Source organism: Pseudarthrobacter sp. S6 (genome assembly GCF_050156575.1).
Lineage (GTDB): Bacteria > Actinomycetota > Actinomycetes > Actinomycetales > Micrococcaceae > Arthrobacter.
Genome location: NZ_CP189581.1, coordinates 1,217,002 through 1,240,571, shown reverse-complemented (window position 1 = coordinate 1,240,571; position 23,570 = coordinate 1,217,002). Strand labels below are relative to the sequence as shown.

Annotated in this window: 24 protein-coding genes; 15 read left to right on the top strand and 9 right to left on the bottom strand. The window is 65.1% G+C overall.

The features are described from left to right. Nucleotide 1 precedes the first annotated feature (1 nt). Nucleotides 2-391: a hypothetical protein gene (locus ACQCS0_RS06080; protein ID WP_354153996.1), complete on the bottom strand. Its 390-nt coding sequence runs from the start codon at nucleotides 389-391 to the stop codon at nucleotides 2-4. A 299-nt stretch (nucleotides 392-690) separates the two neighbouring features. Between ACQCS0_RS06080 and ACQCS0_RS06075 the strand changes: the two genes are divergently transcribed. Then, nucleotides 691-1,242, top strand: coding sequence for a dihydrofolate reductase family protein (locus ACQCS0_RS06075; protein ID WP_354153997.1), 552 nt, complete (start codon nucleotides 691-693; stop codon nucleotides 1,240-1,242). Between the two features lie 15 nt (nucleotides 1,243-1,257). Here ACQCS0_RS06075 and ACQCS0_RS06070 read toward each other — a convergent pair whose 3' ends face one another. Continuing rightward, on the bottom strand, nucleotides 1,258-2,670 hold the full coding sequence (locus ACQCS0_RS06070) for a PLP-dependent aminotransferase family protein (protein ID WP_354153998.1): 1,413 nt from the start codon (nucleotides 2,668-2,670) through the stop codon (nucleotides 1,258-1,260). Between ACQCS0_RS06070 and ACQCS0_RS06065 the strand changes: the two genes are divergently transcribed. Beyond that, nucleotides 2,669-3,661 (top strand): DMT family transporter, encoded by a 993-nt coding sequence (locus ACQCS0_RS06065; RefSeq protein ID WP_354153999.1) that lies wholly within the window; start codon nucleotides 2,669-2,671, stop codon nucleotides 3,659-3,661. The genes ACQCS0_RS06070 and ACQCS0_RS06065 overlap by 2 nt on opposite strands. Nucleotides 3,662-3,665: 4 nt before the next feature. Beyond that, a complete protein-coding gene (locus ACQCS0_RS06060) occupies nucleotides 3,666-4,283 on the top strand; it encodes an FMN-binding negative transcriptional regulator (protein WP_354154000.1) in 618 nt (205 codons plus the stop codon). 11 nt (nucleotides 4,284-4,294) lie between these two features. Here the strand turns inward: ACQCS0_RS06060 and ACQCS0_RS06055 are convergent, their stop codons facing one another. Beyond that, nucleotides 4,295-5,113 carry an SDR family NAD(P)-dependent oxidoreductase gene (locus ACQCS0_RS06055; RefSeq protein WP_354154001.1) on the bottom strand — a complete coding sequence of 273 codons (819 nt, stop codon included), beginning with the start codon at nucleotides 5,111-5,113 and terminating at the stop codon, nucleotides 4,295-4,297. 139 nt (nucleotides 5,114-5,252) lie between these two features. Between ACQCS0_RS06055 and ACQCS0_RS06050 the strand changes: the two genes are divergently transcribed. Further along, complete coding sequence (locus ACQCS0_RS06050; protein ID WP_354154002.1) at nucleotides 5,253-5,633, top strand: TfoX/Sxy family protein; 381 nt, start codon at nucleotides 5,253-5,255, stop codon at nucleotides 5,631-5,633. 92 nt (nucleotides 5,634-5,725) lie between these two features. Here ACQCS0_RS06050 and ACQCS0_RS06045 read toward each other — a convergent pair whose 3' ends face one another. Together ACQCS0_RS06045 and ACQCS0_RS06040 are read right to left on the bottom strand one after the other, a co-directional pair. Then, on the bottom strand, nucleotides 5,726-7,129 hold the full coding sequence (locus tag ACQCS0_RS06045; RefSeq protein ID WP_354154003.1) for a GntP family permease: 1,404 nt from the start codon (nucleotides 7,127-7,129) through the stop codon (nucleotides 5,726-5,728). Nucleotides 7,130-7,180: 51 nt separating this feature from the next. Further along, the gene (locus ACQCS0_RS06040) at nucleotides 7,181-7,726 is read right to left on the bottom strand and encodes a gluconokinase (RefSeq protein WP_354154004.1); all 546 of its coding nucleotides are present in this window, start codon (nucleotides 7,724-7,726) and stop codon (nucleotides 7,181-7,183) included. A 188-nt stretch (nucleotides 7,727-7,914) separates the two neighbouring features. Here ACQCS0_RS06040 and ACQCS0_RS06035 point away from each other — a divergent pair, with 188 nt between their 5' ends. Both ACQCS0_RS06035 and ctaD read left to right on the top strand, forming a co-directional pair. Continuing rightward, entirely contained in the window at nucleotides 7,915-8,649 is a 735-nt protein-coding gene (locus ACQCS0_RS06035) for an FCD domain-containing protein (protein WP_354154005.1), read from the top strand. A 94-nt stretch (nucleotides 8,650-8,743) separates the two neighbouring features. After that, complete coding sequence (ctaD, locus tag ACQCS0_RS06030; RefSeq protein ID WP_354154006.1) at nucleotides 8,744-10,498, top strand: aa3-type cytochrome oxidase subunit I; 1,755 nt, start codon at nucleotides 8,744-8,746, stop codon at nucleotides 10,496-10,498. Between the two features lie 141 nt (nucleotides 10,499-10,639). Here the strand turns inward: ctaD and ACQCS0_RS06025 are convergent, their stop codons facing one another. Continuing rightward, nucleotides 10,640-10,870: a hypothetical protein gene (locus tag ACQCS0_RS06025; protein ID WP_354154007.1), complete on the bottom strand. Its 231-nt coding sequence runs from the start codon at nucleotides 10,868-10,870 to the stop codon at nucleotides 10,640-10,642. Nucleotides 10,871-11,081: 211 nt separating this feature from the next. Further along, nucleotides 11,082-11,285, bottom strand: coding sequence for a cold-shock protein (locus ACQCS0_RS06020; RefSeq protein ID WP_024365339.1), 204 nt, complete (start codon nucleotides 11,283-11,285; stop codon nucleotides 11,082-11,084). Between the two features lie 238 nt (nucleotides 11,286-11,523). Between ACQCS0_RS06020 and ACQCS0_RS06015 the strand changes: the two genes are divergently transcribed. From ACQCS0_RS06015 to ACQCS0_RS05990, 6 genes are all read left to right on the top strand, one after another. Further along, the gene (locus ACQCS0_RS06015; protein WP_354154008.1) at nucleotides 11,524-12,348 is read left to right on the top strand and encodes an alpha/beta fold hydrolase; all 825 of its coding nucleotides are present in this window, start codon (nucleotides 11,524-11,526) and stop codon (nucleotides 12,346-12,348) included. Further along, nucleotides 12,345-12,599, top strand: a complete 255-nt coding sequence (locus ACQCS0_RS06010; protein WP_354154009.1) for a hypothetical protein — start codon at nucleotides 12,345-12,347, stop codon at nucleotides 12,597-12,599. The genes ACQCS0_RS06015 and ACQCS0_RS06010 overlap by 4 nt, the downstream gene beginning before the upstream one ends. A 182-nt stretch (nucleotides 12,600-12,781) precedes the next feature. Next, complete coding sequence (locus tag ACQCS0_RS06005) at nucleotides 12,782-14,224, top strand: DUF3375 domain-containing protein (RefSeq protein WP_354154010.1); 1,443 nt, start codon at nucleotides 12,782-12,784, stop codon at nucleotides 14,222-14,224. Beyond that, nucleotides 14,221-14,844 (top strand): DUF4194 domain-containing protein, encoded by a 624-nt coding sequence (locus ACQCS0_RS06000; RefSeq protein WP_354154011.1) that lies wholly within the window; start codon nucleotides 14,221-14,223, stop codon nucleotides 14,842-14,844. Before ACQCS0_RS06005 ends, ACQCS0_RS06000 begins: the two co-directional genes overlap by 4 nt. Beyond that, the gene (locus ACQCS0_RS05995; protein WP_354154012.1) at nucleotides 14,841-18,263 is read left to right on the top strand and encodes an ATP-binding protein; all 3,423 of its coding nucleotides are present in this window, start codon (nucleotides 14,841-14,843) and stop codon (nucleotides 18,261-18,263) included. The genes ACQCS0_RS06000 and ACQCS0_RS05995 overlap by 4 nt, the downstream gene beginning before the upstream one ends. After that, nucleotides 18,256-19,515, top strand: a complete 1,260-nt coding sequence (locus ACQCS0_RS05990; protein ID WP_354154013.1) for a Wadjet anti-phage system protein JetD domain-containing protein — start codon at nucleotides 18,256-18,258, stop codon at nucleotides 19,513-19,515. The genes ACQCS0_RS05995 and ACQCS0_RS05990 overlap by 8 nt, the downstream gene beginning before the upstream one ends. On the opposite strand, the gene ACQCS0_RS05985 is transcribed toward ACQCS0_RS05990, so the two are convergent. Further along, complete coding sequence (locus ACQCS0_RS05985) at nucleotides 19,505-19,795, bottom strand: antibiotic biosynthesis monooxygenase (protein ID WP_282331002.1); 291 nt, start codon at nucleotides 19,793-19,795, stop codon at nucleotides 19,505-19,507. The two genes, ACQCS0_RS05990 and ACQCS0_RS05985, sit on opposite strands and share 11 nt — an antisense overlap. Before the next feature lie 626 nt (nucleotides 19,796-20,421). Here ACQCS0_RS05985 and ACQCS0_RS05980 point away from each other — a divergent pair. The 3 genes from ACQCS0_RS05980 to ACQCS0_RS05970 all read left to right on the top strand — a co-directional run bounded on the left by ACQCS0_RS05980 (nucleotide 20,422) and on the right by ACQCS0_RS05970 (nucleotide 22,924). Continuing rightward, a complete protein-coding gene (locus ACQCS0_RS05980) occupies nucleotides 20,422-21,726 on the top strand; it encodes a diguanylate cyclase domain-containing protein (protein ID WP_354154014.1) in 1,305 nt (434 codons plus the stop codon). 117 nt (nucleotides 21,727-21,843) lie between these two features. Beyond that, complete coding sequence (locus ACQCS0_RS05975; RefSeq protein ID WP_354154015.1) at nucleotides 21,844-22,095, top strand: hypothetical protein; 252 nt, start codon at nucleotides 21,844-21,846, stop codon at nucleotides 22,093-22,095. A gap of 376 nt (nucleotides 22,096-22,471) precedes the next feature. Further along, on the top strand, nucleotides 22,472-22,924 hold the full coding sequence (locus tag ACQCS0_RS05970) for a DUF4383 domain-containing protein (protein ID WP_354154016.1): 453 nt from the start codon (nucleotides 22,472-22,474) through the stop codon (nucleotides 22,922-22,924). A gap of 116 nt (nucleotides 22,925-23,040) precedes the next feature. On the opposite strand, the gene ACQCS0_RS05965 is transcribed toward ACQCS0_RS05970, so the two are convergent. Next, a complete protein-coding gene (locus ACQCS0_RS05965) occupies nucleotides 23,041-23,352 on the bottom strand; it encodes a hypothetical protein (RefSeq protein WP_354154017.1) in 312 nt (103 codons plus the stop codon). Nucleotides 23,353-23,570 lie beyond the last annotated feature (218 nt).

Here is a 23,570-nt window from a genome sequence, read left to right as displayed (position 1 = left end):
GCTACGCCGCTTTTTTGCGCTGCGTGGTTTGAGCCGGCTGCTTCTTGCCGGGCTGCTGCTGGGTGACCGGGCGGTGCTGCGCCGGCTGTTTAGGGGCGGATTGCTTAGGGGCTTCAGGCTCGGCGGACTGCGTCATGTCAACCGCGGCGTACATGCGGTTGCGGCGCCAGCGGCGGACCAGGTCCACGGCGGCCAGGACGCCTGCCAGCGGCGTCAGGACAGCCGCAGCGTAGACGAACAGCATCCAGGTCAGGGTGGCCATGGGCGGCTGGTTGTTGTTCAGCAGCGAGAGCCCGCCGAACATGGCAATCATCCAGAACAGCAACACGGCTGTCAGCACCGCGGCCGCCGGGAAGTACTGGTTGCGTAGGATTTTCTTCAGGGTTTCCATGCATTTCCTCCTGCCTGGCCGGGTGCGGCGAGAGGCCGCATATTCACCAGTATGGGGCTGCAGGCCCGTGGATTCGCGCAACACGCAGGCAGTGGTGACGAACATAACTGCGGCCAGGTTGGGGCCGGTGATCCAGCCCCTCGTGATCCAGGCCGAGACCGGTGATCGAGCCTGTCCAGATCCAGGTTACGGCAGGCTCAACCACCGGCGGACTCAGGCTCAAGCAGCGGCTGGGGCTTCCCTACTAACGGGCCAGCCAATACTGTGGATGCCATCTGCCCCTGACCTTGGAGGACCTTATGCGCAAAGTCACGTCCGGCCTGTTCCACTCCGTTGACGGCGTGGTGTCAGACCCCTTCCGATGGCAGTTCGACAGCTTCGACGACGACCTCGGCAAGGGCTTGACCGGCATGATGGAACGCGTGGACACCGTGGTGCTGGGCCGGGTGAGTTACCAGGAGTGGGCCGGCTACTGGCCAACAGCATCCGTGGACAATGACTTCGCCGGCTTCATCAACCCGGTGGAGAAGTTTGTGGCCTCCCGGACCCTTACGGAGCCGCTCGAGTGGCAGAACTCGCACCTGATCGAGGGACCGCTGGAGGAATTCGTGGCCAGCCTGAAAGCGCGCGACGGCGGCGAGATCGCCGTGACCGGCAGCATTTCGGTGGTGCGCCAGTTGCTGTTCGCCGGGCTGCTGGATGAGCTGACCCTGATGACCCACCCTGTGGTGGCCGGCAGCGGCAGGAAGCTGTTCGAAGACGGGGACCCCGTGACGCGGCTCGGCCTGAAGGACCAGTACCGGACCACGAAGGGCAACGTCATCAGCACCTACGGCCTGCTGGGCGAATAAGAACACACTCGGTCGTCAGTCCCCGTTCCGCTCCATGGCTGCGCCGATGATCCTGGCGCCGTCTGGAAAGGCGCCCGGGTTCGATCCCGAGTAGTTGAGCCGGATATATGCGCCGGCAGGTTCGGCCGGGAACCACTCGTTGCCGCCGGCGATGATCACCCCGGCGGTTTCACAGTCGCGGGTCAACCGTTCGAGGTCGGTCCCGTCGGGCAGCCTGGCCCACAGGTTCAGGCCGCCCTTGGGCACCTGCTCGATGTGCGCCTGCGGGGCGTGCTGGCGCAGGCTGGTGACCAGCAGGTTGCGGCGTGACTCGAGCTGGTGGCGAAGGCTGCGAAGGTGCGTCTGCCACCCGGGCTGCGTCACGACGTCGAGCGCTGCCGCCTGGAGCAGCCCGCTGACGTACATCGATTCGGCCGCCCGGTCCGCCAGGATGCGCTCCCGCGCCGGACCGCGGGCGATGACCGCGGCGACGCGGATGGACGGTGACACACTTTTGGTCAGCGAGCGCAAGTAGACCACGTGGCCGGAGTCGTCGCGGGAGGCGACGGGCACGGGGTTGGAGGAGATGCCGAAGTCGTGCGCCCAGTCGTCCTCCACTAGGAACGCCCCCTTCGCGCGCACCACGTCCAGGACCTGTTCGCGCCGTTCAGCTGACCACTGCGCGCCGGTGGGGTTGGCGTAGTTGGGCTGCGCGTAGAAGAGCCGCGCGCCGGACTCCTCAAAGGCACGGGCCAGCTCGGCCGGGTCGGGTCCGTCCGGTCCGCTGGGCACCGGGACAATGCGCACGCCGCCCTGCGCTGCGGCCAGGATGGCACCCCAGTAGGACGGCGATTCCATCAGCAGCGGCTGCCCGCGGCCGGCGAGCGCGCTGAAGATGGAGCTCAGCCCGCTTTGGCTTCCGGGGAGTACGACGACGTCACTCGGGTTCGGCGGGGTGGTCCCGGCCGGCGTGGAGGCACCGAGTTCGTGCGCGAACCACGACTGCAGTTCCGGCATGCCGGCTGCGGGCGGACGGGACAAGGCGGCGTCGCCGCGGGCTGCCCGGGCAAGGGCGGCCCGCACCAGCCGCTCGGGAAGGAGTTCGCGGTCAGGGTAGCCGGAATGGAAAGCGATGGCATCGTTGGCCACGTTGCGCATGGTGCTGGAAGCCGGGGGCGGCGGCGCCAGCGGGGAACGGAGGGCCGCCGTCTGCCAGCCGTAGTCGGACGGACGAGCACTCCGGAACGCACGCACGAAGGTCCCCACGCCGGGCCTGCTCTCGATCAGCCCCTGTGCCGTGAGCGTCTGCAGGGCCTTCTGCACCGTGACGGGACTGGCCTGGTACTCGGCCACCAGCGACCGCGTGGACGGCAGCTTCGCACCGGGCGCGGCCGAAGAAATCCATTTCTTCAAGTGCGCCACAATCCGGGAACTGCTATCGTTGTTCATGAGAGACAATAGTAGCGCTACTACGCTTTTATCGCCAGTGATACCGCCCCGCCAGCCCATCGGCCTCTGGTGGGGTCTCCTCGGAGTAGCGGCGTTCTCCTTCACGGTTCCGTTCACGAAGGTGGCCGTCGAGTCCCTGTCGCCGCTGTTTATCGGGTCAGGCCGTGCGGTGGTAGCTGCCATCCTCGCCGCCTTCGCGCTCGCCCTCACCCGGCAGCGGCTCCCCCGCGGCACGCAGTGGGCGCGCCTCGCCGTGGTGGCCGGCGGCATCGTCGTCGGGTTTCCCCTGCTCACGTCCTTTGCGCTCACGACCACGCCCGCCAGTCACGGCGCAGTGGTGATCGCTCTGTTGCCCGCCGCGACGGCCACCGTGGCTGTCCTGCGCGGACGCGAGCATCCCCCACTGGCGTTCTGGCCTATCACCGGCGTGGGCGGGTTGGCCGCAATAGCCTTCGGATCCCTGCAGTCCGGCGGGTTCGGGCAGCTGCACTGGGCCGATCTGCTGCTCCTCGGCGCGGTGGTGGCCGCGGCCATCGGCTACGCGGAGGGCGGCCTGCTGGCCCGCGAGCTGGGCGCCTGGCAGACCGTGTCCTGGGCGCTGGTGCTGGCGTCCCCGCTGATGGTTTTCCTGGTGGCGGTGTCCGTGGCCCAGGATCCGCCGTCGGGCACACCGGTCCAGTGGCTGGCCTTTGCCTACCTCGGTGTGGTGAGCATGTTCCTCGGCTTCTTCGCCTGGTACCGCGGCTTGGCTATTGGCCCCATGGCCCAGGTCAGCCAGATCCAGCTTGTCCAGCCCGTGCTGAGCATCTGCTGGGCGGGCCTCCTGCTCGGTGAGCCCCTGACATGGAGCACCATCGTGGGCGGCCTGGCCGTTATCCTCTGCGCGGGCGCCGCCGTCCGGGTCCGGATGAGGCCGGCCTCAACTCAACCGGCGCCCGCCCAGCCCGCCGTCCTCGACGCCACAAAATCCCTCCAGCCTGCAAAGGAGTAGACCCATGTACACGCCAGCCCATTTCGAAGCCGGCCCCGACGCCGTCCGGCCACTACTGACTCGGCCGGGCGCAGCAAACCTGATCACCATGACGTCAGGAGGCCTGTTGGCCACGCTGCTGCCGTTCCTTTACGACCCCGCGGTGGGCCAGCACGGCGCCCTGCAGACGCACGTCGCCAGGAACAACATCCAGTGGTCCGAGCCGGCGATCGGCGAATCACTCATGATCATTCAGGGCGCGGATGCTTATGTTTCGCCGTCCTGGTACGCGTCGAAAGCCGAGCACGGACGGGTTGTGCCCACGTGGAATTACTCCACAGCGCACGTGTACGGCACACTGGTTATCCACGACGACCCGGCCTGGCTCGCCGGCCAGGTCAGGCGGCTCACTGATGTCAACGAAGCGGGCCTTGAACACCCGTGGAGCGTGGACGATGCGCCGGAACGTTACATCTCCGGCCAGCTGCGCGCCATCGTAGGCATCGAACTGGTCATCACCAGAATCGAGGCGAAGACCAAGCTGAGCCAGAACCGGTCCGCGGCGGACGTCGACGGCGTGGTCGCAGGGCTCAACGCCCGCGGAGCATCAGAGAGTGCCGCCGACGTCGAACGCGCACGCTAAGGGCCCCCGGCTTAGCGTGCGACGAGCGCCTCGCTTGCCTCCCACAGACCCTGCGCCAGCTCGGCGTCGTACGCCTGTGCGTTAGCCTTCGCCAAGGCGCGCTTGGCGTAGTAGGCGCCGGAGATCCAGTCGGTGCCGGCGGTGCCGTTGATGAGCCAAAGCAGGGTGTCGGCACCCTGGTCCGGGGTGAGCATAAAGCGGTTGAGCAGCGTCTTGTAGGCGTGCCGCATGGGGCTGGTGGACGCTGCCGCGAAGTTGGTGCGGACTACGCCCGGGTGGAACGCCGCCGTCGTGATTCCCTGCTCGCCGAAGCGGCGGTGCAGCTCGGACGTGAAGAGGATATTGGCGAGTTTGGCCGTGCCGTAGGCGCGGTTAGTGGAGTAACTGTGCTCCGATTTGAGGTCGAAGAGATCCATTTTGCCGAAGCCGTTGGCGGCGCTTGCGGTGTTGATGACCTTGGCATTGCTGGCGGTGAGGACGTCCATCAGCTCGGTGGTGAGCAGGAACGGCGCCAGGTGGTTGATCTGGAAGGTGGATTCGTTGCCGTCCACCGTGAGGTGGTGCTTGCCCATGATGCCTCCGGCGTTGTTGGCCAGGACATCGATCCGTTCATAGTCGTCTTTCAGCTGCGCGGCGAGGGTGCGGACCTGGCCCAGGTCGGCGAAGTCGCTGACGAAATAGTCGGCGTTGAGCTCCTTCGCGATGGCCTGGGTCTTCTCCTCGGAACGGCCGACGACGACCACCCGGTCGCCTGCCTGCGTCAGCGTCTTCGCGGCTGCCGCGCCGATGCCGTCGCTGGCGCCGGTGATCACAATGGTGCGTTGGGTCAAGGGATGTCCTTTGGTTGGGGTGGGAACCTGAGAAGTGGGTGCGGACTCCTGCCAGCCTAGCGGTAGGCAATTCTGTCGCCAGCGCCCTAACGGGCATAAGCTGCCCAAAGAATCACACCTCGACCCTGGGAGAATCACCATGGAGATGGCCAAAGCATCCGACGAAGCCAAGGAGCGGTTCCGCTCCGTAGTGCCGGACATACCTGAGGTGGTGGTCAAGCCGATGTTCGGCAACCTGGGCGCCTTCGTCAACGGCAACATGTTTGCCGGACTGTTCGGCTCCACCATCGGGGTGAAGCTCGCCGACGCCGACCGGCAGGAGCTCGAAAGCACCCAGCCGACAATCCCGTTCGGCCCGGCGGAGCGGCCCATGGGCGGCTACACCGGACTCCCGGAGATGTGGAACGCCGGCGGTGACGATGCACGGGCAAAGGCCTGGGTGGGGAAGGCCTTCGAATACGTCGCGGAGCTCCCGCCCAAAGCGCCGAAAGCGCCCAAGGCAGCCAAACCCCGCAAGTAGCGGCGCCCGGGAGTACGACGACGGCGGGGGGCCAGATTTTCCCTGGACGCCCCGCCGTCGTACTTCAGGCAGCCGTGGCTGGAGTCAGATCGCTAACCTGCCACGCCGGCGAGCAGGAAGATGACCGCCGCGATGGCGAAGCCCATAACACCGATCAGCGTTTCCATGACGGTCCAGGTCTTCAGCGTGGTTTTGACGTCCATGCCGAAGAAACGGCCCACCAGCCAGAAGCCGGAGTCGTTGACGTGGGAGACCACCACGGAGCCTGCCGCCACGGCGATGACCAGGGCGGCGACCTGCATGCCGTTCAGTCCCGCCAGCGCTACGGCCGGGGCGATAAGGCCCGCAGTGGTGGTCAGGGCCACGGTTGCCGAACCCTGGGCGATGCGCAGGATGGCGGCGATAAGGAACCCGGCCAGGATCAGCGGGATGCCCAGGCTGCCCAGGACATCTGCCAGCGCGGCACCGATGCCGGATGCACGGAGCACGCCGCCGAACATGCCACCGGCGCCGGTGATCAGGATGACGGAGCAGACCGGGCCCAGCGAGGATTCGAGCAGCTTCTCCAGGGCACCGGCCTCGGTGCCGCGGCGGGCGCCGAGCACAAACATGGCCACGAGCACGGCGATCAGCAGGGCCACCGGGGTTTCGCCGATGGTGCGCAGGACCTGGAACCACTGCTCCTTCTTGACGGCTGCGTCCAGGACGCCGGAGGACGCGAGGGTGTTCAGGCCGGTGTTGATGAAGATCAGGACGAGCGGCAGGAGCAGGAGGCCGATGATGGTGCGGAAACGCGGCGGGTTGGACTCGGCTTCGGCGCTGGCGTGGCCCAGGATTTCCGGTACCGGGAGGACCAGTTTTTTGCCGGTCCAGAGGCCGAACAGGTAGGCGGTGACATACCAGGTGGGGATGGCGGCGATGAGACCGGCAATCAGGACCAGGCCGATATTGGCATCAAAGAAGGCGGCAGCCGAGACCGGACCCGGGTGCGGCGGCAGGAAGATGTGCATCACGGAGAATGCACCGGCGGCCGGGAGTCCGTAGCGCAGCACTCCCCCGCCCAGGCGGTGGGCCACGGCAAACACCACGGGCAGCATAACTACCAGGCCGGCGTCGAAGAAGATGGGGAAGCCGAAGATCAGGGAGGCGAGGCCCAGGGCGAACGGTGCACGCTTTTCACCGAAGACACCGATCAGGTAGTCCGCCAGCACTTTGGCACCGCCGCTGGTTTCAACGATGCGGCCGAGCATTGCGCCCAGGCCAACGAGTAGGGCCACGGTGCCCAGGGTTGTGCCGAACCCGTTTATCAGCACCGGTACCACCTGGTTGGCAGGGATTCCGGTGGAAAATGCCGTCGCGAGGCTGACCGCGATCAGGGCGATCAGCGCGTGCATCCGCAGCTTGATGATCAGGAACAGCAGTACGACGATCGCTGCTGTTGCGATGAGCAGCAGCGGTCCTGCGCCCAGCGTCTGGGTCCATCCTTCGATGACCATGGTTCTCCTTTGAAACAGAATTTATTGGGGTTTGTGAAAATTTGGGCGGGCTCAGCAGTCGGTGAGTTCCGCCTGGGCGGGAAGCGTGAGGCCTGCCAGCACGGCGGCGACGATCTTTTCCGGGGAGTTGGAGATGTCCAGGCGGAGGCTGCCGGCGGCAAGTTCCTGGTCGGTCAGAGGTTCCAGGGTGGCCAGCTGGCTGGGCAGGAGGGTGGGCGGCATGAAATGGCCTTCGCGGCCCTGCATGCGCTGGCCGATCAGGTCGGCGCCGCCGTCGAGGTGGATGAACAGGACCCGGCCCTGTGCTTCGGAGAGCAAGCGGCGGTAGCTGAGCTTGAGCGCGGAGCAGGTGAGCACGGTGCTTTCCCCGGCAGCGGCATGGGCGCTCATCCAGTTCTGGATTTCCTGCAACCAGGGCCAGCGGTCCTCGTCCTGCAGGGGAATGCCCTGGGTCATCCTGTCGATGTTGGACTGGGGGTGGAACTCGTCCGCTTCGGCACAGGCCCAGCCAAGCTGCCGGGCAAGAGCTGCCGCAATGGTGGACTTGCCGGAACCGGCAACGCCCATCACCACCAAGTGCGTGGCTGGATACTGCATGTTTACCTCCGAAGACGCCGTTGGCTAAGTGAAGAACTCTCTAAGCGCACCTCACAGGGAACTGCGCCGGGAGATAAGGTATCACCATTTGGAACCATAGATACTATCTTTGAGTGTCACAAGTCATATCTTTGGCTTAATCTTCGGTATCCTGTGAGTGCGCTGCGGCGCATAGAGAGGCAGGAAACATGTCGACGGCGACAGTGGACCACGCGGATACCGCGGACGACGGCGGGGCTTCGCCCGCGATGCATGAACGCGTTCTGGAGTCGGTTGGCGTCGCCATCGCATCCGGAAGCCTCCCACCGGGAAGCCGGCTTACGCTTGAGGGCATCCAGCTGGAGTACGGGATTTCCCGCACTGTCGCGCGGGACACAATGAAAGTGCTCGAATCCATGAACCTGGTGTACTCACGGCGGCGGGTGGGCATCGTGGTGCAGGAGCGCGGGCTGTGGAATGTTTATGATCCCAAGCTGGTGAGGTGGCGCCTCGCCTCGGCCAACCGCGCCGAGCAGTACGGCAGCCTCACGGAGCTGCGCATCGCCGTCGAGCCGATTGCGGCTGCAGGTGCTGCCCGCCGGGCGAGCGCGGCTGAACGGGCCAGGCTGGTTTTTCTGGCCGCAGAGCTGCGGCGGCTGGGCGAAGCCGGCGAACTCGAGGCGTTCCTGTCGGTGGACATCGAGTTCCACTGCCTGCTGCTCGAAAGCTGTGGCAACGAAATGTTCACCGCACTGGAAGGCATGGTGGCCGAGGTGCTCACCAGCCGCACCAAACAGGGCCTCATGCCCTTCAAGCCGCGGAACGAAGCGTTGCAGGCCCACGAGGATGCTGCGGCAGCGGTGGCCCGCGGTGACGCTGTGGCGGCGGAGACCGCCGTCCACCACATCCTGGACGAGGTCCGGAATGCGATGGGCCTGCACTGACTCTTCCGGGACGCCGCGTAAGTGAGTAGCCTGCACTTAGGGGCTCATGCAAAGGGTCCAAACATGCCGTGCAGACTAATCTGTGAGGTGAAAAATGGCCATCACCGGACATTCACGAACAGGGACCGCTTCAACGGCCGCTCCCCCGCTGGTACCGCTGCGTAAAGGCTCCATGGTGGTCGGCTGGCTCACCTCCACCGACCACAAGGTCATCGGGTATATGTACCTGATCGCCTCATTTGTGTTCTTCATGCTGGCCGGCGTTATGGCCCTGCTCATCCGGGCCGAGCTCTTCGAACCTGGCATGCAGATCCTGCAGACCAAGGAGCAGTACAACCAGCTGTTCACGATGCACGGCACCATGATGCTGCTGATGTTCGCCACCCCGCTGTTCGCCGGCTTCACCAACTTCATCATGCCGCTGCAGATCGGCGCCCCCGACGTCGCGTTCCCACGGCTGAACGCCCTGGCCTTCTGGTTCTTCCTCTTCGGCTCCACCATCGCGGTCGCGGGCTTCATCACCCCGCAGGGCGCTGCTGCATTCGGCTGGTTCGCCTACGCGCCGTTGAACAACACCACGTTCACCCCCGGCGTGGGCGGTGACCTCTGGGTCTTCGGCCTGGCGCTGTCCGGATTCGGCACCATCCTGGGTGCGGTCAACTTCATCACCACCATCATCTGCATGCGCGCCCCGGGCCTGACCATGTGGCGGATGCCCATCTTCACCTGGAACGCCTTGGTGACGTCCATCCTGGTCATCATGGCCTTCCCGCCGCTCGCGGCGGCCCTGTTTGCCCTGGGGGCCGACCGCAAGTTCGGTGCACACATCTATGATCCGGAGAACGGCGGCGCGGTGCTGTGGCAGCACCTGTTCTGGTTCTTCGGCCATCCCGAGGTGTACATCATCGCGCTGCCGTTCTTCGGCATCGTGTCCGAGATCTTCCCGGTCTTCAGCCGCAAGCCGATCTTCGGCTACAAGGGCCTGATCTACGCGACCATCTCCATCGCAGCCCTGTCCATGACTGTATGGGCGCACCACATGTACGTGACCGGTTCGGTCCTGCTGCCGTTCTTCTCCTTTATGACCATGCTCATCGCGGTCCCCACCGGCGTGAAGTTCTTTAACTGGATCGGCACCATGTGGCGGGGGTCCCTGACGTTCGAGACTCCCATGCTGTGGAGCCTAGGCTTCCTCATCACGTTCCTCTTCGGCGGTCTGACCGGCATCATCCTGGCGTCGCCGCCGCTGGACTTCCACGTCTCCGATTCCTACTTTGTGGTGGCGCACTTCCACTACGTGGTGTTCGGCACGGTGGTGTTCGCGATGTTCGCAGGTTTCTACTTCTGGTGGCCAAAATTCACCGGCAAGATGCTGAATGAGCGCCTCGGAAAGATCCACTTCTGGATGCTGTTCCTTGGCTTCCACGGCACGTTCCTGATCCAGCACTGGCTGGGGGTCATGGGCATGCCCCGCCGCTACGCCGACTATCTGGTGGAGGACAACTTCGCCTGGATGAACCAGTTCTCCACCATCGGCTCCTTCCTGCTCGGCGCCTCAATGATTCCGTTCTTCTGGAACGTTTACCTCACGTCGCGCAGCTCCGAACACGTTGAGGTGGATGACCCGTGGGGCTTCGGCGCCTCGCTGGAATGGGTAACGTCCTGCCCGCCGCCGCGCCACAACTTCACCTCGCTGCCCCGGATCCGTTCGGAGCGTCCCGCCCTGGACCTCCATCACCCGGAGCTCAGCATCCGCGCGCACGAAACCACGCATAGCGCTGCCGCGGCCGCCCTGGGTGCTGCCGATATCGGCGAACGGGATGTGCGGGACCCAAACCCGGACCAGTGACCTGGATAGGGATCCTGACAACCCCGGTGGTTGAGCCCGTCGAAACTTGATCCGACTGGCCCGCAGCCCGGACGGCCAGGAGGAACTTCACTCGGCCGTTGGTGAGCAGGGCCCGGCCGCGACTGTCCTCTTTGGGCGCCATCAGGTGCAGGCTTTTGAGGTTTCGCCGCACCACCCGCGCGTGCGTCTCGCGGTTTCCACATGGTGCGTCCAGATCTTCCGTGAGGTCGTGGGGACCCACAATCCCACGCGGCTTTCCGGCGCGGTCCACGCAGTGGATGGCATAGAGGCGGCTTCGTCGCTGGCGGAGTCCAGCCGGGCCACCATGCCGTCACGCCGCCCGTCCAGGTACAGCGGGGTAGCCGGCTCCACAGCGGTTTCCTTAAGGCGTTCCCGATATTCCTGCCCACATTGAGGTGCTTGCGGATCAGCGGACTGAGTTGGCACTTTGGTATTGGCACGGAAGTGCGAAGCCTCCCTGTGCGGAGGGATGGACTCGATCCGGGTTAACAAAAGCAGGGCCGGTCATTAGACCGGCCCTGCTGTGAAAATGAAACCCTAAGGCCCCAGAATCTCTAAAGAATTAGAGTGCCTGGATGTTGACGGCCTGGGGACCCTTGGGGCCCTGCTCGGTTTCGAAGGAAACCTTCTGGTTCTCTTCGAGTGAGCGGAAGCCGGAAGAGGCGATCGCGGAGTAGTGAGCGAAAACGTCCTGTGAGGAGTCATCGGGGGAAATGAAGCCGAAGCCCTTTTCAGCGTTAAACCATTTGACGGTACCAGTAGCCATTATTTTTTGTCCTTCGTGAAGGTGGAGGAACAGTCCCGACTTTCGGGTCCTCCGGTGTGGGGTGTTCAAAACCGCTACTTCAGAAAGACGCGGACTTTCGACCGCGCGTACTGCCTGAATTACCAACTGCATAAACACAACAACAAAATCAACTGTACAGGAGATTTTCAGAACCATTTACCACCGCCCACCAAGGCTGATGGTTGAGCCCGTCTAAACCCCGGCGTAGCCTTCTTCCATGGAACCAATTCGGACCATTCTTCTACCGGGTTCTGTTCTTCCGGCCCAGGCCGCCTACGGCGGACTCATTGCAGCCCTCGGGCCGGACGTCGAGGCAATCGCCAAGGATCTCGAGCTCTACACGGACGATGAGCCGCCGGCGGACTGGACCCTGGACACAGAGATCGAAGGCGTGCTGCGCGAAGCCGATGCCCGGGGATGGGAGTGGTTCCATTTGGCAGGCTACTCAGGTGGCGGGGCGGCGGCGCTGGCGTTCGCTGCCAAGCATCCTGAAAGACTGCTGAGCCTGGCGCTGCTGAGCCTGGCGCTGCTGGAGCCGGCCTGGGCCGGGAACTGGGACTGGAGCCCTGCCCACACCGCACTCTGGAAACAGTACGAGCAGCTGGAAACACTCCCGCCGGAGCAGTTCATGCCCGCCTTCATGAGGCTGGGAGTTAAGCCCGACGTCGCCCTTCCGCCGCCGGCGGATCCCCCGCCGGCGTGGATGGCCAAACGGCCCGCGGGTATCAGGGCGTTCCTGCGGACCTTCAAAACCTACGACCTGGAGAGGGCGCGTTTGGCCGCCTTTCGCCAGCCCGTCTTCTTCGCCCTCGGCGGCCTGAGCAATCCCGACGACTACGGCGATATTGCCAGCCGGCTGTCAAGGGTCTTCTTCCCGGACTTCCACCTGGAGGTCTTCCCCCAGCGCCACCATTTCGACCCACCACACCGGATCGAGCCCGAGCGGCTGGCTGAATTGCTCCGGCGGCACTGGGCGCAGGCCGGAGTCGGCGCGGTGGTTGAGCCCGTCGTAGCTGATCCTCTCGAAACCCACGGTGGTTGATCCTTACGTTCGGGAACTGCGCAACCATCGACGTCACGAACAACGGCGAGGTAGCCGCAACGCTGATCCCGCCGTCGGCATCACCCTTTGAGCGACTGCTGACCGCGGCGGCCCTGCCCGGCAAGCTCCGCAGCGCCGACGCCATTCATCTGGCCGCAGCCATCCGGCTGCAGTCCGACGTTGTGGTGGCCTATGACGCCGGGCTGAAGGCCGCCGCCGTCGAGGCAGGACTGAACGTCCTCTCTCCCTAGACTTTTTTGTCCAGATAAAGTTTTTGTCCAGATAATCCCCTTAGGAAGCCCGTAAAGGCGGATTACCTGGACAAAAACTCCTCAGCGGATGGAGGCCCCGGGGGGTGAGCCCGCCGGCCTCCACGGAAATTGTCACCGCCCCCGTGTAGCTTAGAAACAACAGCCCCCGCACCGAGGACACCATGGATTTCTACGCCATCAACGCACTGCGCGAGAACCACGCGGGGTGGTCCCTGCTCCGCGCTCAGAACGCCCCGCTGGCCGTGAGTTTCTTCATCAAAGCCTTCACCGGGCCCAACCAACGGGACATCGGCCGGCAAGAGCTCATCGACCACCTCGATGATGTCCTGTTCGGCCTCCGCGAAGTCTTCGGCGAAGACAAATACCCCCGCCCGGCCGGGGAATATCTGGACGAGTGGGCTGCCCCGGAACGCGCGTGGCTGCGGAAATATTACGTCCCGGGCCAGGACGAGCCGCGCTACGATCTCACGGCCGCCGCCGAGGACGTGGTCCGCTGGGTGGAGAGCCTGAGCGGCCGGGACTTCGTGGCCACCCAGTCCAGGCTGACCAGCATTTTCGCCGTGCTGAAGGCGCTGGTCCAGCAGTCCGAAACCGATCCGGAGGTAAGGCTCGCCGAGCTCCAGCGCCAGCGGGACGGGATCGACGCCGAGATGCAGCGGATCAAGGACGGCAACATCCGGGTAATGACCGGACCCGAAGCCCTGGACCACTTCCAGCAGCTGACCACCCTGGCCAAGGACCTGCTCTCCGATTTCCGGGAGGTGGAGCAGAACTTCCGGAAGCTCGACCGCCAGGTCCGCGAACAGATCGCCACCTGGGACGGCTCCCAGGGCGAGCTACTGGCCTCCATTTTCGCCAACCAACAGGACATCAGCGGCTCCCTCCAGGGCCGCACGTTCCAGGGCTTCTGGGACTACCTGATGTCCCCGCAGCTCCGTACCGAACTGCGGGACTTGCTGCACCGGGCCACCCAGATCGACGCCCTCGCCAAACTGGACAATCTGCACGCCGTGACCAACCTGCACCAGGACTGGCTGCCCGCCGTCGAGCAGACCCAGGCCACGGTCCGCCAGCTCTCGCAGCAGATGCGCCGGCTTCTGGACGACAAGGTGTTCCTGGAGAATAAGCGCATCATGCAGCTCGTCCGGAGCATTGAATCCGGCGCGCTGGGCACCCGGGAGGTGCCGCCGTCGGGCGTTTTCCTGGAGATTGCGGCCCAGTCCGTCGAGGTCGCGCTCCCGTTCGAACGGCCGCTGTATGAGCCGAGCCGGCGGATCATGGTGGACGACATCGTGGTGGCGGCAAACGATACGGAAGTGGACGCCGGCGCCCTCTTCAACCAGTTCCACGTGGACACGGAACGGCTGAAGTCCAACATCGACGACGTCCTGGCCGGCACCGAACAGGCCACGCTCGGCGAAGTAGCATCCGCCCATCCGCTCTCCCAGGGGCTGGCCGAAATCGTCGCCTACTACCAGTTGGCCACCGAATCGAACTGGGCCTCCATCAACCCGGACGAGTCACAGCAGTTGTCCTGGCAGCTCCCGGACGGCAGCATCCGGGAAGCCACCGTCGAACAGATCATCTTTGTGAGGCCCGCATGACCACCACAGACGCACCGGAAACACACACGCCCGAGGAACTTCCCGGCGTCGTCACGAAGCTTTTCAAAGGCGTGGTGTACGCCGAGGCCGACGAAAAGATCTGGCAGTCGCTGCTGGTCCTGTCCTCCCACGTCCGCGACTACGTGGCCGTCCTGGGCCTTGACCTCATCCTGGACGAATCCGAGGGCTACGCGTTCCTGAAATCGCGCGAGGATCCGGACGGCACACTTCCGCGGCTCATCCCCCGCCGCCCGCTCACCTTCAACGTCAGCCTCCTCCTGGCGCTGCTCCGCGGCCGGATGCTCGAATTCGACACCAACAGCAGCGAACTGCGCCTCATCATGACGGATCAGGACATTGCGGACATGGTGGCCGTCTTCCTGCCCGAATCCAGCAACGAGGCTCGGATCCTGGACCAGCTCGGCACCAACATCAAGAAGGTGGTGGAGCTGGGCTTCCTGCGGAAACTGCGCGGCCAGACGGGCACGTACGAGGTCGCGCGGATCCTGAAGGCATACGTGGATGCCCAATGGCTGGAGGAATTCGACGCGCGGCTGTCCGATTACCGCGCTTCGCTCACCGGAACCGGCACCGGCAGCAAGGAAGAGGACCGCGCATGAGCACCGAGACGTTCACCGCAGTTAAAGGCGGGACAGACGAGCAGGAGATGCTGTTCAGCCTCGATGAAAAAGCGGACGACGCCGGCACTCCCCCGGGGTTCCGGCTGCACCGTCTGGAGCTGCTCAACTGGGGCACCTTCCATCAGGAGGTGCGGACGTTCCGGCTGGACGGTTCCAACAGCCTGCTGACCGGCGACATCGGCTCCGGGAAGTCCACCGTGGTGGATGCGATCACCACCCTTCTGCTGCCGGCCAACAGGATCGAGTACAACAAGGCCGCGGGCGCGCAGAAGAAGGAACGCACCCTGATGAGCTACGTCCGGGGCTTCCACAAGAGCACCCGCAGTGCCGGCGGCGAATACTCCAAGCCTGTGGCGCTGCGCGGCACCGGCAAGCTCACCGTGGTTCTGGGCGTCTTCCACAACGCCGTCCTGGGCAAATCAATCACTCTGGCCATCACCCTCTGGGCCACCCAGGAAGCCGGCCAGCCGAACCGCTTCTACTCGCTGCTGGAGGGCGAGCAGTCCATCGCCGGGGACTTCGCCAACTTCGGCCAGGACCCCGCGAAGCTGAAGAAGCAGCTCCGGGCCGCGGGGGCGTCCATCCATGAAACCTTCGAGCCCTACGCGGCGGCGTTCAAGCGGCAGTTCGGCATCAGCGGCAATCAGGCGATGGAGCTGTTCCACCGCACGGTGTCCATGAAGCAGGTGGAGAACATCACCAATTTCGTGCGGACCAACATGCTCGAGGAAGACGACGTCGAGGCCCGGATCGGCAACCTCATCCATCACTTCGACGACCTGAAGAAGGCCCACGACGCCGTCCTGCGGGCCAAGGACCAGATCGGGCTGCTCACCCCCATCACCGAGGGCGCGGCGCAGCACACAGCCCTGAGCCGGGACGATGAATTCGCCCGCCAGCAGCGGGACCAGCTGCACCCCTGGTTCACGGACCAGAAGCTGCAGCTGAGCATCGAGCACCAGGCGGAACTGCGGAACACCGGCTTGCGGCTGCAGGAGGACAGCGGCAAGCTGGCTACCGAAATCACCCAGCTCCGCTTGGACTTGGCCGCCGTCAAGGAGGACATCCGCAGCAACGGCGGCGGCCGGCTGGCCGCCATCGAGGCAGAGGCCGCACGGCTGGGCGAGGAGTCCCGGTCCCAGCGGGTACGATTCGAAAAATACGCCGAAGCTGCGGCGGACCTCGGCCTGCAGGCCCCCGCTGACCGCGTCCAGTTTGACGACAACCGGGTCAGGCTCGCGGACGTCGAAAAGGAGCTCGCTACCACAGCCAGCGAAGTTCAGGACAGCCGCACCGAGCTGAGCATGACGCGTACCGTGCTCACCGGCCGCGCCGCGGACGTCGCCGCGGAGCTGACCAGCCTGCAGGCGCGACCCAACCTGCTGCCGCGGCCCCAGGTGGAACTCCGCCGTCGTCTGTGCGAGGGGACCGGTATCGTGGAGTCCGACCTGCCGTACGCGGGCGAGCTGCTGCGCGTCCGCGATGGCGAAGCGGCCTGGGAAGGCGCCGCCGAACGCACCCTGCGCGGCTTTGCGCTGTCGCTGCTGGTGCCCTCGGAGCGCTACGCTGCGGTGAGCGGCTGGGTGGACGGGAATAACCTGCGCGGCCGGCTGGTGTACCTGAAGATCGGCGAATCGTACGCGCCGAAGCCGGCCGAGGCGGGCACGCTGGCGGCGAAGATCGCCATCAAGCAGGGGACGCCGTTCCGCAATTTCCTGCTGGATGAGCTCAGCAGCCGCTTCGACTACTTCTGCTGCGACACCCTGGAGGACTTCCGCCGCCGCTCCAAGGCCCTCACCGCCAACGGCCAGCTCAAGGGCGGCCGCGGCCGGCACGAGAAGGACGACCGGCAGGAACTGTCGGACCGCCGGAATTACGTCCTGGGCTGGGACAACCTGGACAAGATCAGCCGCTTCCGTGCGGAACGGGACGAGGTCCAGGGCCAGCTCAGCGTACTGGCCGGCCAGCTGTCCCGGGTCAACGATTCCCTGGGCGCCATTGGCAGGCAGAACCAGCAGTTGGGCATCATCGGGGCGGTGTCTGACTTCGCCGAGCTGAGCTGGCAGCTCACCGCACGCCGCATCGAGGAGCTCAAAGCGGAAAAGGCCCAGCTGGAGTCCACCAGCGACGTACTACGGCAGCTGACGGCGAAGGAAGCCGAGCTCTCCGGAAAGCTGGAACGCCTGCAGGTGCGGGCTGATGATATCCAACGCCGGATCGGCTCCAACGAAGGCGCGGCCAAGGACATCGTCGAGGCGATCGAGGACTGCCACGACGTCCTGCGGGAGACACCGTTAACGGACGACGGCGGACTGTTGGCCGCCGTCGCCCGGCTCGCCGCCGCGGAACTCGCCGGCAAGCCGCTCACCTACAAGAACACGGGCACGGTGGAAAGCGCCGTCCGGAACGGGCTGACCGACACAATTGACGCACTGTCCAAGCAGATCGCCCGGGCCGCCGAGAAAACTGTCCGGCTGATGGCTGAGTTCCGGAACAAATATCAGAACGAGACCACGGAGATCGACGCCGCCCTCGAGTCCGCCGTCGACTTCGGCAAACTCTTGGAGCAGCTGGTCAGCAACGATCTCCCGCGCTTCGAAGCCCACTTCAAGGAATCCCTGAACCAGAACACCATCCACGAGGTGGTGGCGTTCAACGCGTTCCTGGACAGCCGCCGGCAGGACATCGTGAACCGGATCGGCGAAATCAACCTGTCCCTAGCCGGGATTGAGTACAACGCCGGCCGGCACATCCAGCTGGAGCACCAGAACAGCACCGACCTGGACGTACGGCAGTTCGGCCTGGACCTGCGGGCCTGCTCGGAGGGGACCATCGGCGACGATGACCAGTACTCCGAGCAGAAGTACCTGCAGGTAGAGCGCCTGATTGAGCGGTTCCGGGGCCGGGACGGCTACACCACCCTCGACGAGCGCTGGACCGCCAAGGTCACGGACGTCCGGAACTGGTTCACGTTTTCCGCCGCGGAGAAGTGGACCGAAACCGGCGAGGAGTTCGAGCACTTCACGGACTCCGGCGGCAAGTCCGGCGGCCAGAAGGAGAAGCTCGCCTACACCATCCTCGCGGCCGCCCTGGCATTCCAGTTCGGGCTGGCGTCCGGCAAGAGCGCCGGGAAGAATGCCGGCAGTGGGCGCAGCTTCCGGTTCGTGGTGATCGATGAGGCGTTCGGCCGCGGCTCCGACGAGTCCGCGCGGTACGGGCTGGAGCTGTTCCAGCGGATGAAGCTGCAGCTGCTGATCGTCACTCCCCTGCAGAAGATCCATGTGATCGAACCCTTTGTGTCCCATGTGGGGTTCGTGGCCAACACCAACGGCGACGATTCGCAGCTGCGGAACATGACCATCCAGGAGTACCGCGACGAGCGGGCCCGGCGTGCCTAAACAGCCTGCACAGGGTTGGACCACGGTGGCTGACCTGCGGGCGCAGTCGCTGAAGTCCTGGGGCAGCGGGGCGCTGCTCCGCGAGGTGCTGGAACCGGGCGTACTGTACCCCCGCCGTCGTCCGTTGAAACGTCCGACGGCGGGGACGCTCCGGAGTGACTATGCTGCGGCGAGCGCATGGGCGGCGGAGCTGTTCGGCGCAGTGGGTCCGTTCAGCCTGGAAACCGCGGAAGTGGGGCGCACCACGGTGGGGGCCAACCACCTGCCGGCGGCGGCGGTCTTTGCCGCTGTGGAGGACGAGATCGGCTTTATCGGTAAGGCGAAGGACGCAGCCCGGTTCGTGGAGCTCGCCGGGAGTCTGGCCTCGCTGCACTCGTTGTTCCGCGGGTGGGCCCTGAAGCGGCCGCTCAAGCTGCTGGAACTCGGTGCCGACGCGCTAACCGCTGCCCGCGTGGCCCTGTGGCTGCAGGACAATCCCGGGCCAGGCATCTACGTGCGGCAGCTGAGCGTTCCCGGCGTGCACACCAAGTTCATCGAGAACCACAGGAAGGTTATCGATGAGCTCGTGACGGAGCTACGTGCCGAACCCGACCCGCAAGCTGATGCCGGTAACGGCGGGCCGCTGGCCGACGCCCAGGCCTCCCCCGGATCCCTGCTGGGCCAGAGCGCCGCACGTACCCCGGCGGCGCGCTTCGCGGCAGCCCATGGCTTCCTGCACCCGCCCGAGCTGGTCAGGTTCCGCCTGCTGGATCCCGGCATGGCGCTGCTGGGCCAGGCGCGGGACCTGACCGTCACCGCGGAGGCGTTCAGCACCCTGCAGCTGCCCGCCCGCACGGTGATGATCACCGAGAACCTGGTCAACTTCCTGGCCCTCCCGGAACGCCCGGACACGCTGGCCATCTACGGTGCCGGGTATGGTTTCTCGTCGCTGCGGGACGCCGGGTGGCTGCGGAACTGCGAGGTCCTGTACTGGGGCGACCTGGACACGCATGGGTTCCGGATCCTGGACCAGCTCCGCGCCGTCCACCCGCACGTGGCCAGCGTGTTGATGGACGAGGCCACGCTGCTGGCCCACCGCGATGCCTGGGCCAGCGAGCCGTCGCCGTCGAAGGCTGTGTTGAGCCGGCTGACTCCTGACGAATCCGCACTCTATGAAGGACTCCGCAATGACGCCTTCGGGACCGCTGTCAGGCTGGAGCAGGAGCTGATTCGCTGGGACTGGGCGCTGGAACGGTTCGCGGTCAGTCGTTGAGGCTGCTCACGGTGACTTCGAATTCTTCCACTGCGACGATCTCCGTTTTTTCCTCATCACTGTTCTCTTTGCGGATTTTGTTTGCTTCTTGGCGGCTTGCGGTCATGGCTTCCTCGGTATCCCAAAGGGTGATGGAGATGGCCTTGTCTGTCTCTTTCCCGCTCAGGTAGTAGATCCCCTTGCACCCGGGGATCTGGCGCACCCTGCTGACGATGTCTTCCGTAGGGGTGTCTGAGACCGTCTCGGGGCCGGTCTTGTACGTGCTGACTCTCGCGAACATCGGTTTTTCCCTCCCGTAGTCACTGCGCGGAACCGCTGGCCGGCTCCCCGTTGCGACACAGGGAACCAGTCCGTGCGGCAGGAACCTGGTGCAGCCAAGCAGCAGATTTCTGCCGGATGGCCCGGGCTCCTTCCATCAGTAAGGACCGGCCGGCGTCCGAAAGCAAGGCCTCGGAAGGACCAGCCGGGACTGCTGGCGGGGCTGCGGATGACAGGAATAATCTCGTGTGTAGGGACGGGGGTTTAACCCGTTCCCGATCAAGGGGAACCGGCCCCCACCCCATGAAGGGTGGAAGGTCAAAACGAGAAGTAAAGCACCGCCGGGAATCACAACGGGCCTCGGGAACTCGTACGTGATTCGGACGGCACTGCCGCGGCCGCCTGGTCTGCCACGGACCTGTTCGGTGGCCTGTTGGCACACTGCTGAGCAGCCTAGCTGGTTCGACCTTGATTGGAGGCGCCCGTAATTATCCGGCCCGGCCCGCAATACGCCACCGAATTTGTCTGTGGCTCCGTGTACGTTTGGCATAACATCACCCCGGCCCGAGGACGCCATGGATTCCTGCGCTATGACTGCACCGCCTGAGAACCATGCCTTCCTGTGGTCGGGCCCGCCGAAGCCCACCCGTGGCTAAGGCCTCTGCCCCGCCGCGCTCGTACAGCCTGCAGCGTGAATGGTCCGGGGCATTCACGCTCATGCTGCTGGCCCTGTTCCTCGGCGCAGCGGTCACCGTTGTCGGCGTCCGGTTCGTGGTGAACGAGATGGAAGCTGCGAACGGACGGCTCCAGGCCGAGTACGGCAGCGTCGCGGACCTGGAGGCAGCCCTTGAGGCGCATGAGCAACTGGGGCACCAGTTACTTGCGGCGGCTCCCGTGAACAGGGAGGCCTTTTTCCGGGAACAGCAGGACATTGAGGAGCTCTACCGGGCAGCCGCCGCGGTCAAAGCTGTGGACGAAGGCCGGTCCGAGGCCCTGTCCGCGGCACGGCAGGACTGGCAGGCCGGACTGGAGAAGGCAGGTCTCTGGGGCGACCAGGTACTTAACCTCACAGGAAACAACGTCGCTGACGCACCTGCCTTTGCCGCGGCAAGCGCGAGCGTGCGTACGCAGCTGGCCGCCGTCCAGCAGGCCTCCCTCCAGGCACTGAACCGGGGGCTCGTGGACACGCGAGAGCTCCAGGGATTCCTGGTGATTGGCCGGTTCGGTCTCTTCGTTGTGGCCATCGTCGCCACCCTGTACTTCCGGCGCCGAATGGTCAAGGACCTGATGCGGCCCGTCAACAGCCTGCGCCGGGGCGTCCTGAAGCTGCAGTCCGGCGATTACGGCCACCGCCTGGACGTGGCCCGGCGGGACGAACTCGGCGAGGTGGCGGTGGCCTTCAACGGCATGGCCGCGGCGCTCCAGGACAGCCACAAGGCATTGACCTATCGGGCAACACACGATGACCTCACCGGGCTCGCGAACCGGGCGGCCTTGGCGGAGCGACTTCTGGCATCCTTCGAGCCGGACAGCAACCGCCGGACCCGGCACGAGGGCCTGCTGTTCATCGACATCGACGATTTCAAGGACGTCAACGATTCCCTCGGCCATGAAGGCGGCGACGCGCTGCTCGCCCAGCTGGCCGAGCGGCTGCGGGCCAGCGTCCGCAGCCACGACCTGGTGGCACGGCTGGGCGGCGACGAGTTCGCCGTCGTCGTTCTGGATAACGACGACGGCACTCCGGCCACGGGGCCTGTTGCCGAGCGGATCTACGAGGCTCTGAGCGAGCCGTTCATGATCGGTGACCGGTCACTGCGGGTGTCGCTGAGCATGGGCGTCGCCCAGCGCACCGCGGACACGGCGGACGTGACGGAGCTGCTGCGGCAGGCCGATTCGGCCATGTACCGGGCCAAGCACGGCGGCAAGGCCCGGTACGAAGTCCACGGAAGGTGAGCCCGGTCGAAACGTCGCACAAAAAAGTTCTTTGAGCTAGGAGCCTTCGAACCCTTCCGGCCGGCGGGAAACTGCCGGAGATCGCAGCGTCAATGGCTCCCAGCGAAAGGCGCCCTCATGATGTGGGATTACGGCATGAATATGGGCTGGACGATGTGGCTGTGGGGCATACTCCTGCTCGTCGGGACAGCCCTGCTTGTGGTGGTTGCGGTGCGCCTGTTTGGCGCGGGCAGAGCCACGGCCGCCGGCGGAGCCGGGCTCTGGTGGACGGCCAGTTCCCGGTTCTCCCCGATTGCAGGCGCGGACTTCACCGAACCAGATGCGCTGCACAGCGCGCGCCAACGGAGGGTTGCAGCATGGCCGGCCTGATGGGGCCGGCACCGGCAGACCTAAGGACCGCGGTGGTTGCCGCGCACCGGCAGCTGACCCCCGGCGTCGGCGGATTGGGGATGGGGACGGGAATGATGAGACTCACCATCAACGGCCGGGTATTCAACGCAAGCCGGACGGACACCGTCGTGGCCGCGCAGACCGTGGAAGAGTGGACCCTGCTAAATCCTCGATCACGAGGACCAGGGAATGATGGGCCTCGTCGAAGTCCGCTGGTGCCCCGGCCGACTACACAAAATTTGCGAATGAGCCATCCGGGTTGCATGCCAGCCCCGAATTGCAGGCATAACCCAACGGTTTGGCAGGTAAGCACAACCCGCTGATCCGCAAACCCATATCGCATCAGGAGATCATCATGGCCACACACACCCACACCGGCACGGTAGCCCGCACCAACGTCCAGAAGGCATCCATGGTTGTCGGCGCCGTGTTCCTGCTGGTCGGCGTCCTCGGCTTCGTGCCGGGCCTGACGGCCAACTTCGGCGAGCTGCATTTCGCGGGACACGATTCCGAGGCAATGCTGCTGGGCCTGTTCCAGGTATCTGTCCTGCACAACGTGGTCCACCTGCTATTCGGCGCAGCGGGCATCGCCTTGGCCAAGTCCGCCACCGGTGCCCGTTCGTTCCTCCTCTACGGCGGCGTCATCTATCTGGTGCTGTTCGTCTACGGCCTGGTGGTCCCCCAGGAATCGGCTGGGAACTTCGTGCCGCTGAACGGCTTCGACAACGTTCTGCACCTGCTGCTCGGCGTCGGCATGATCGCCTTGGCCATGGTCCTCAGCAAGGGACACACCAAGGTCCGCGCCTAAGCGACCATCTGCATCATCAGGCAACCGCGTAAATGGCCCCGTCCGCAGCATCGCGCTGCTGGCGGGGCCATTACCGTTCCAGCCCGGTCAGTGCGGTTCAGGGCATGACCCACACGTTATGGTCCGGCGACAAGGATTTCCACAATGGCTTCCTCGCAGCCCGGCGCGTGCGTGCCTGTATGGACCTTAGAGAACCTGCTCACAACCTGGCCCGAGTTAGCGAAGCCATAGTAGGCGGCCGCCCCTTTTATTTCTTTGATAATCTCGGGAACGGCACCTGGGCCGTCCGTGACGGCATGATCCGAGATGCCAAGTCCGGTGCAGGCAGCGTGACTGTTGGAAATCTCGGCGGATGCGGGGACGGCGCCTCTGAAGAGCACAACCAGTACGGCGGCACTCACTGCGGCAGAGGTGCGTTTGACGTTCATGGGTTCCTCCTGGAATAGGGCTACGACGACGCCCCTATACCCACGGCGGAGAGATATGGGACACCGCAAGTAGGGCCATTCTCCGCTTGCAACACGGCCCCGGCGGTAGGGCGAGGAGACTCACTTTCGGGGGTATTACCAGACGTCCCTCACGGGCCCACTCCCGCCGCGAGGTGCGTCGACCGGTCGGAACTGATCAGCCTCCGGCTACGTTAGAG

Excerpts from the sequence above, each read along its gene's own strand:
- ACQCS0_RS06080 (WP_354153996.1), bottom strand. The coding sequence starts at position 391 with ATGGAAACCCTGAAGAAAATCCTACGCAACCAGTACTTCCCGGCGGCC.
- ACQCS0_RS06075 (WP_354153997.1), top strand. The coding sequence starts at position 691 with ATGCGCAAAGTCACGTCCGGCCTGTTCCACTCCGTTGACGGCGTGGTG.
- ACQCS0_RS06065 (WP_354153999.1), top strand. The coding sequence starts at position 2,669 with ATGAGAGACAATAGTAGCGCTACTACGCTTTTATCGCCAGTGATACCG.
- ACQCS0_RS06070 (WP_354153998.1), bottom strand. The coding sequence starts at position 2,670 with ATGAACAACGATAGCAGTTCCCGGATTGTGGCGCACTTGAAGAAATGG.
- ACQCS0_RS06060 (WP_354154000.1), top strand. The coding sequence starts at position 3,666 with ATGTACACGCCAGCCCATTTCGAAGCCGGCCCCGACGCCGTCCGGCCA.
- ACQCS0_RS06050 (WP_354154002.1), top strand. The coding sequence starts at position 5,253 with ATGGAGATGGCCAAAGCATCCGACGAAGCCAAGGAGCGGTTCCGCTCC.
- ACQCS0_RS06045 (WP_354154003.1), bottom strand. The coding sequence starts at position 7,129 with ATGGTCATCGAAGGATGGACCCAGACGCTGGGCGCAGGACCGCTGCTG.
- ACQCS0_RS06040 (WP_354154004.1), bottom strand. The coding sequence starts at position 7,726 with ATGCAGTATCCAGCCACGCACTTGGTGGTGATGGGCGTTGCCGGTTCC.
- ACQCS0_RS06035 (WP_354154005.1), top strand. The coding sequence starts at position 7,915 with ATGTCGACGGCGACAGTGGACCACGCGGATACCGCGGACGACGGCGGG.
- ctaD (WP_354154006.1), top strand. The coding sequence starts at position 8,744 with ATGGCCATCACCGGACATTCACGAACAGGGACCGCTTCAACGGCCGCT.
- ACQCS0_RS06020 (WP_024365339.1), bottom strand. The coding sequence starts at position 11,285 with ATGGCTACTGGTACCGTCAAATGGTTTAACGCTGAAAAGGGCTTCGGC.
- ACQCS0_RS06015 (WP_354154008.1), top strand. The coding sequence starts at position 11,524 with ATGGAACCAATTCGGACCATTCTTCTACCGGGTTCTGTTCTTCCGGCC.
- ACQCS0_RS06005 (WP_354154010.1), top strand. The coding sequence starts at position 12,782 with ATGGATTTCTACGCCATCAACGCACTGCGCGAGAACCACGCGGGGTGG.
- ACQCS0_RS06000 (WP_354154011.1), top strand. The coding sequence starts at position 14,221 with ATGACCACCACAGACGCACCGGAAACACACACGCCCGAGGAACTTCCC.
- ACQCS0_RS05995 (WP_354154012.1), top strand. The coding sequence starts at position 14,841 with ATGAGCACCGAGACGTTCACCGCAGTTAAAGGCGGGACAGACGAGCAG.
- ACQCS0_RS05985 (WP_282331002.1), bottom strand. The coding sequence starts at position 19,795 with ATGTTCGCGAGAGTCAGCACGTACAAGACCGGCCCCGAGACGGTCTCA.
- ACQCS0_RS05975 (WP_354154015.1), top strand. The coding sequence starts at position 21,844 with ATGATGTGGGATTACGGCATGAATATGGGCTGGACGATGTGGCTGTGG.
- ACQCS0_RS05970 (WP_354154016.1), top strand. The coding sequence starts at position 22,472 with ATGGCCACACACACCCACACCGGCACGGTAGCCCGCACCAACGTCCAG.
- ACQCS0_RS05965 (WP_354154017.1), bottom strand. The coding sequence starts at position 23,352 with ATGAACGTCAAACGCACCTCTGCCGCAGTGAGTGCCGCCGTACTGGTT.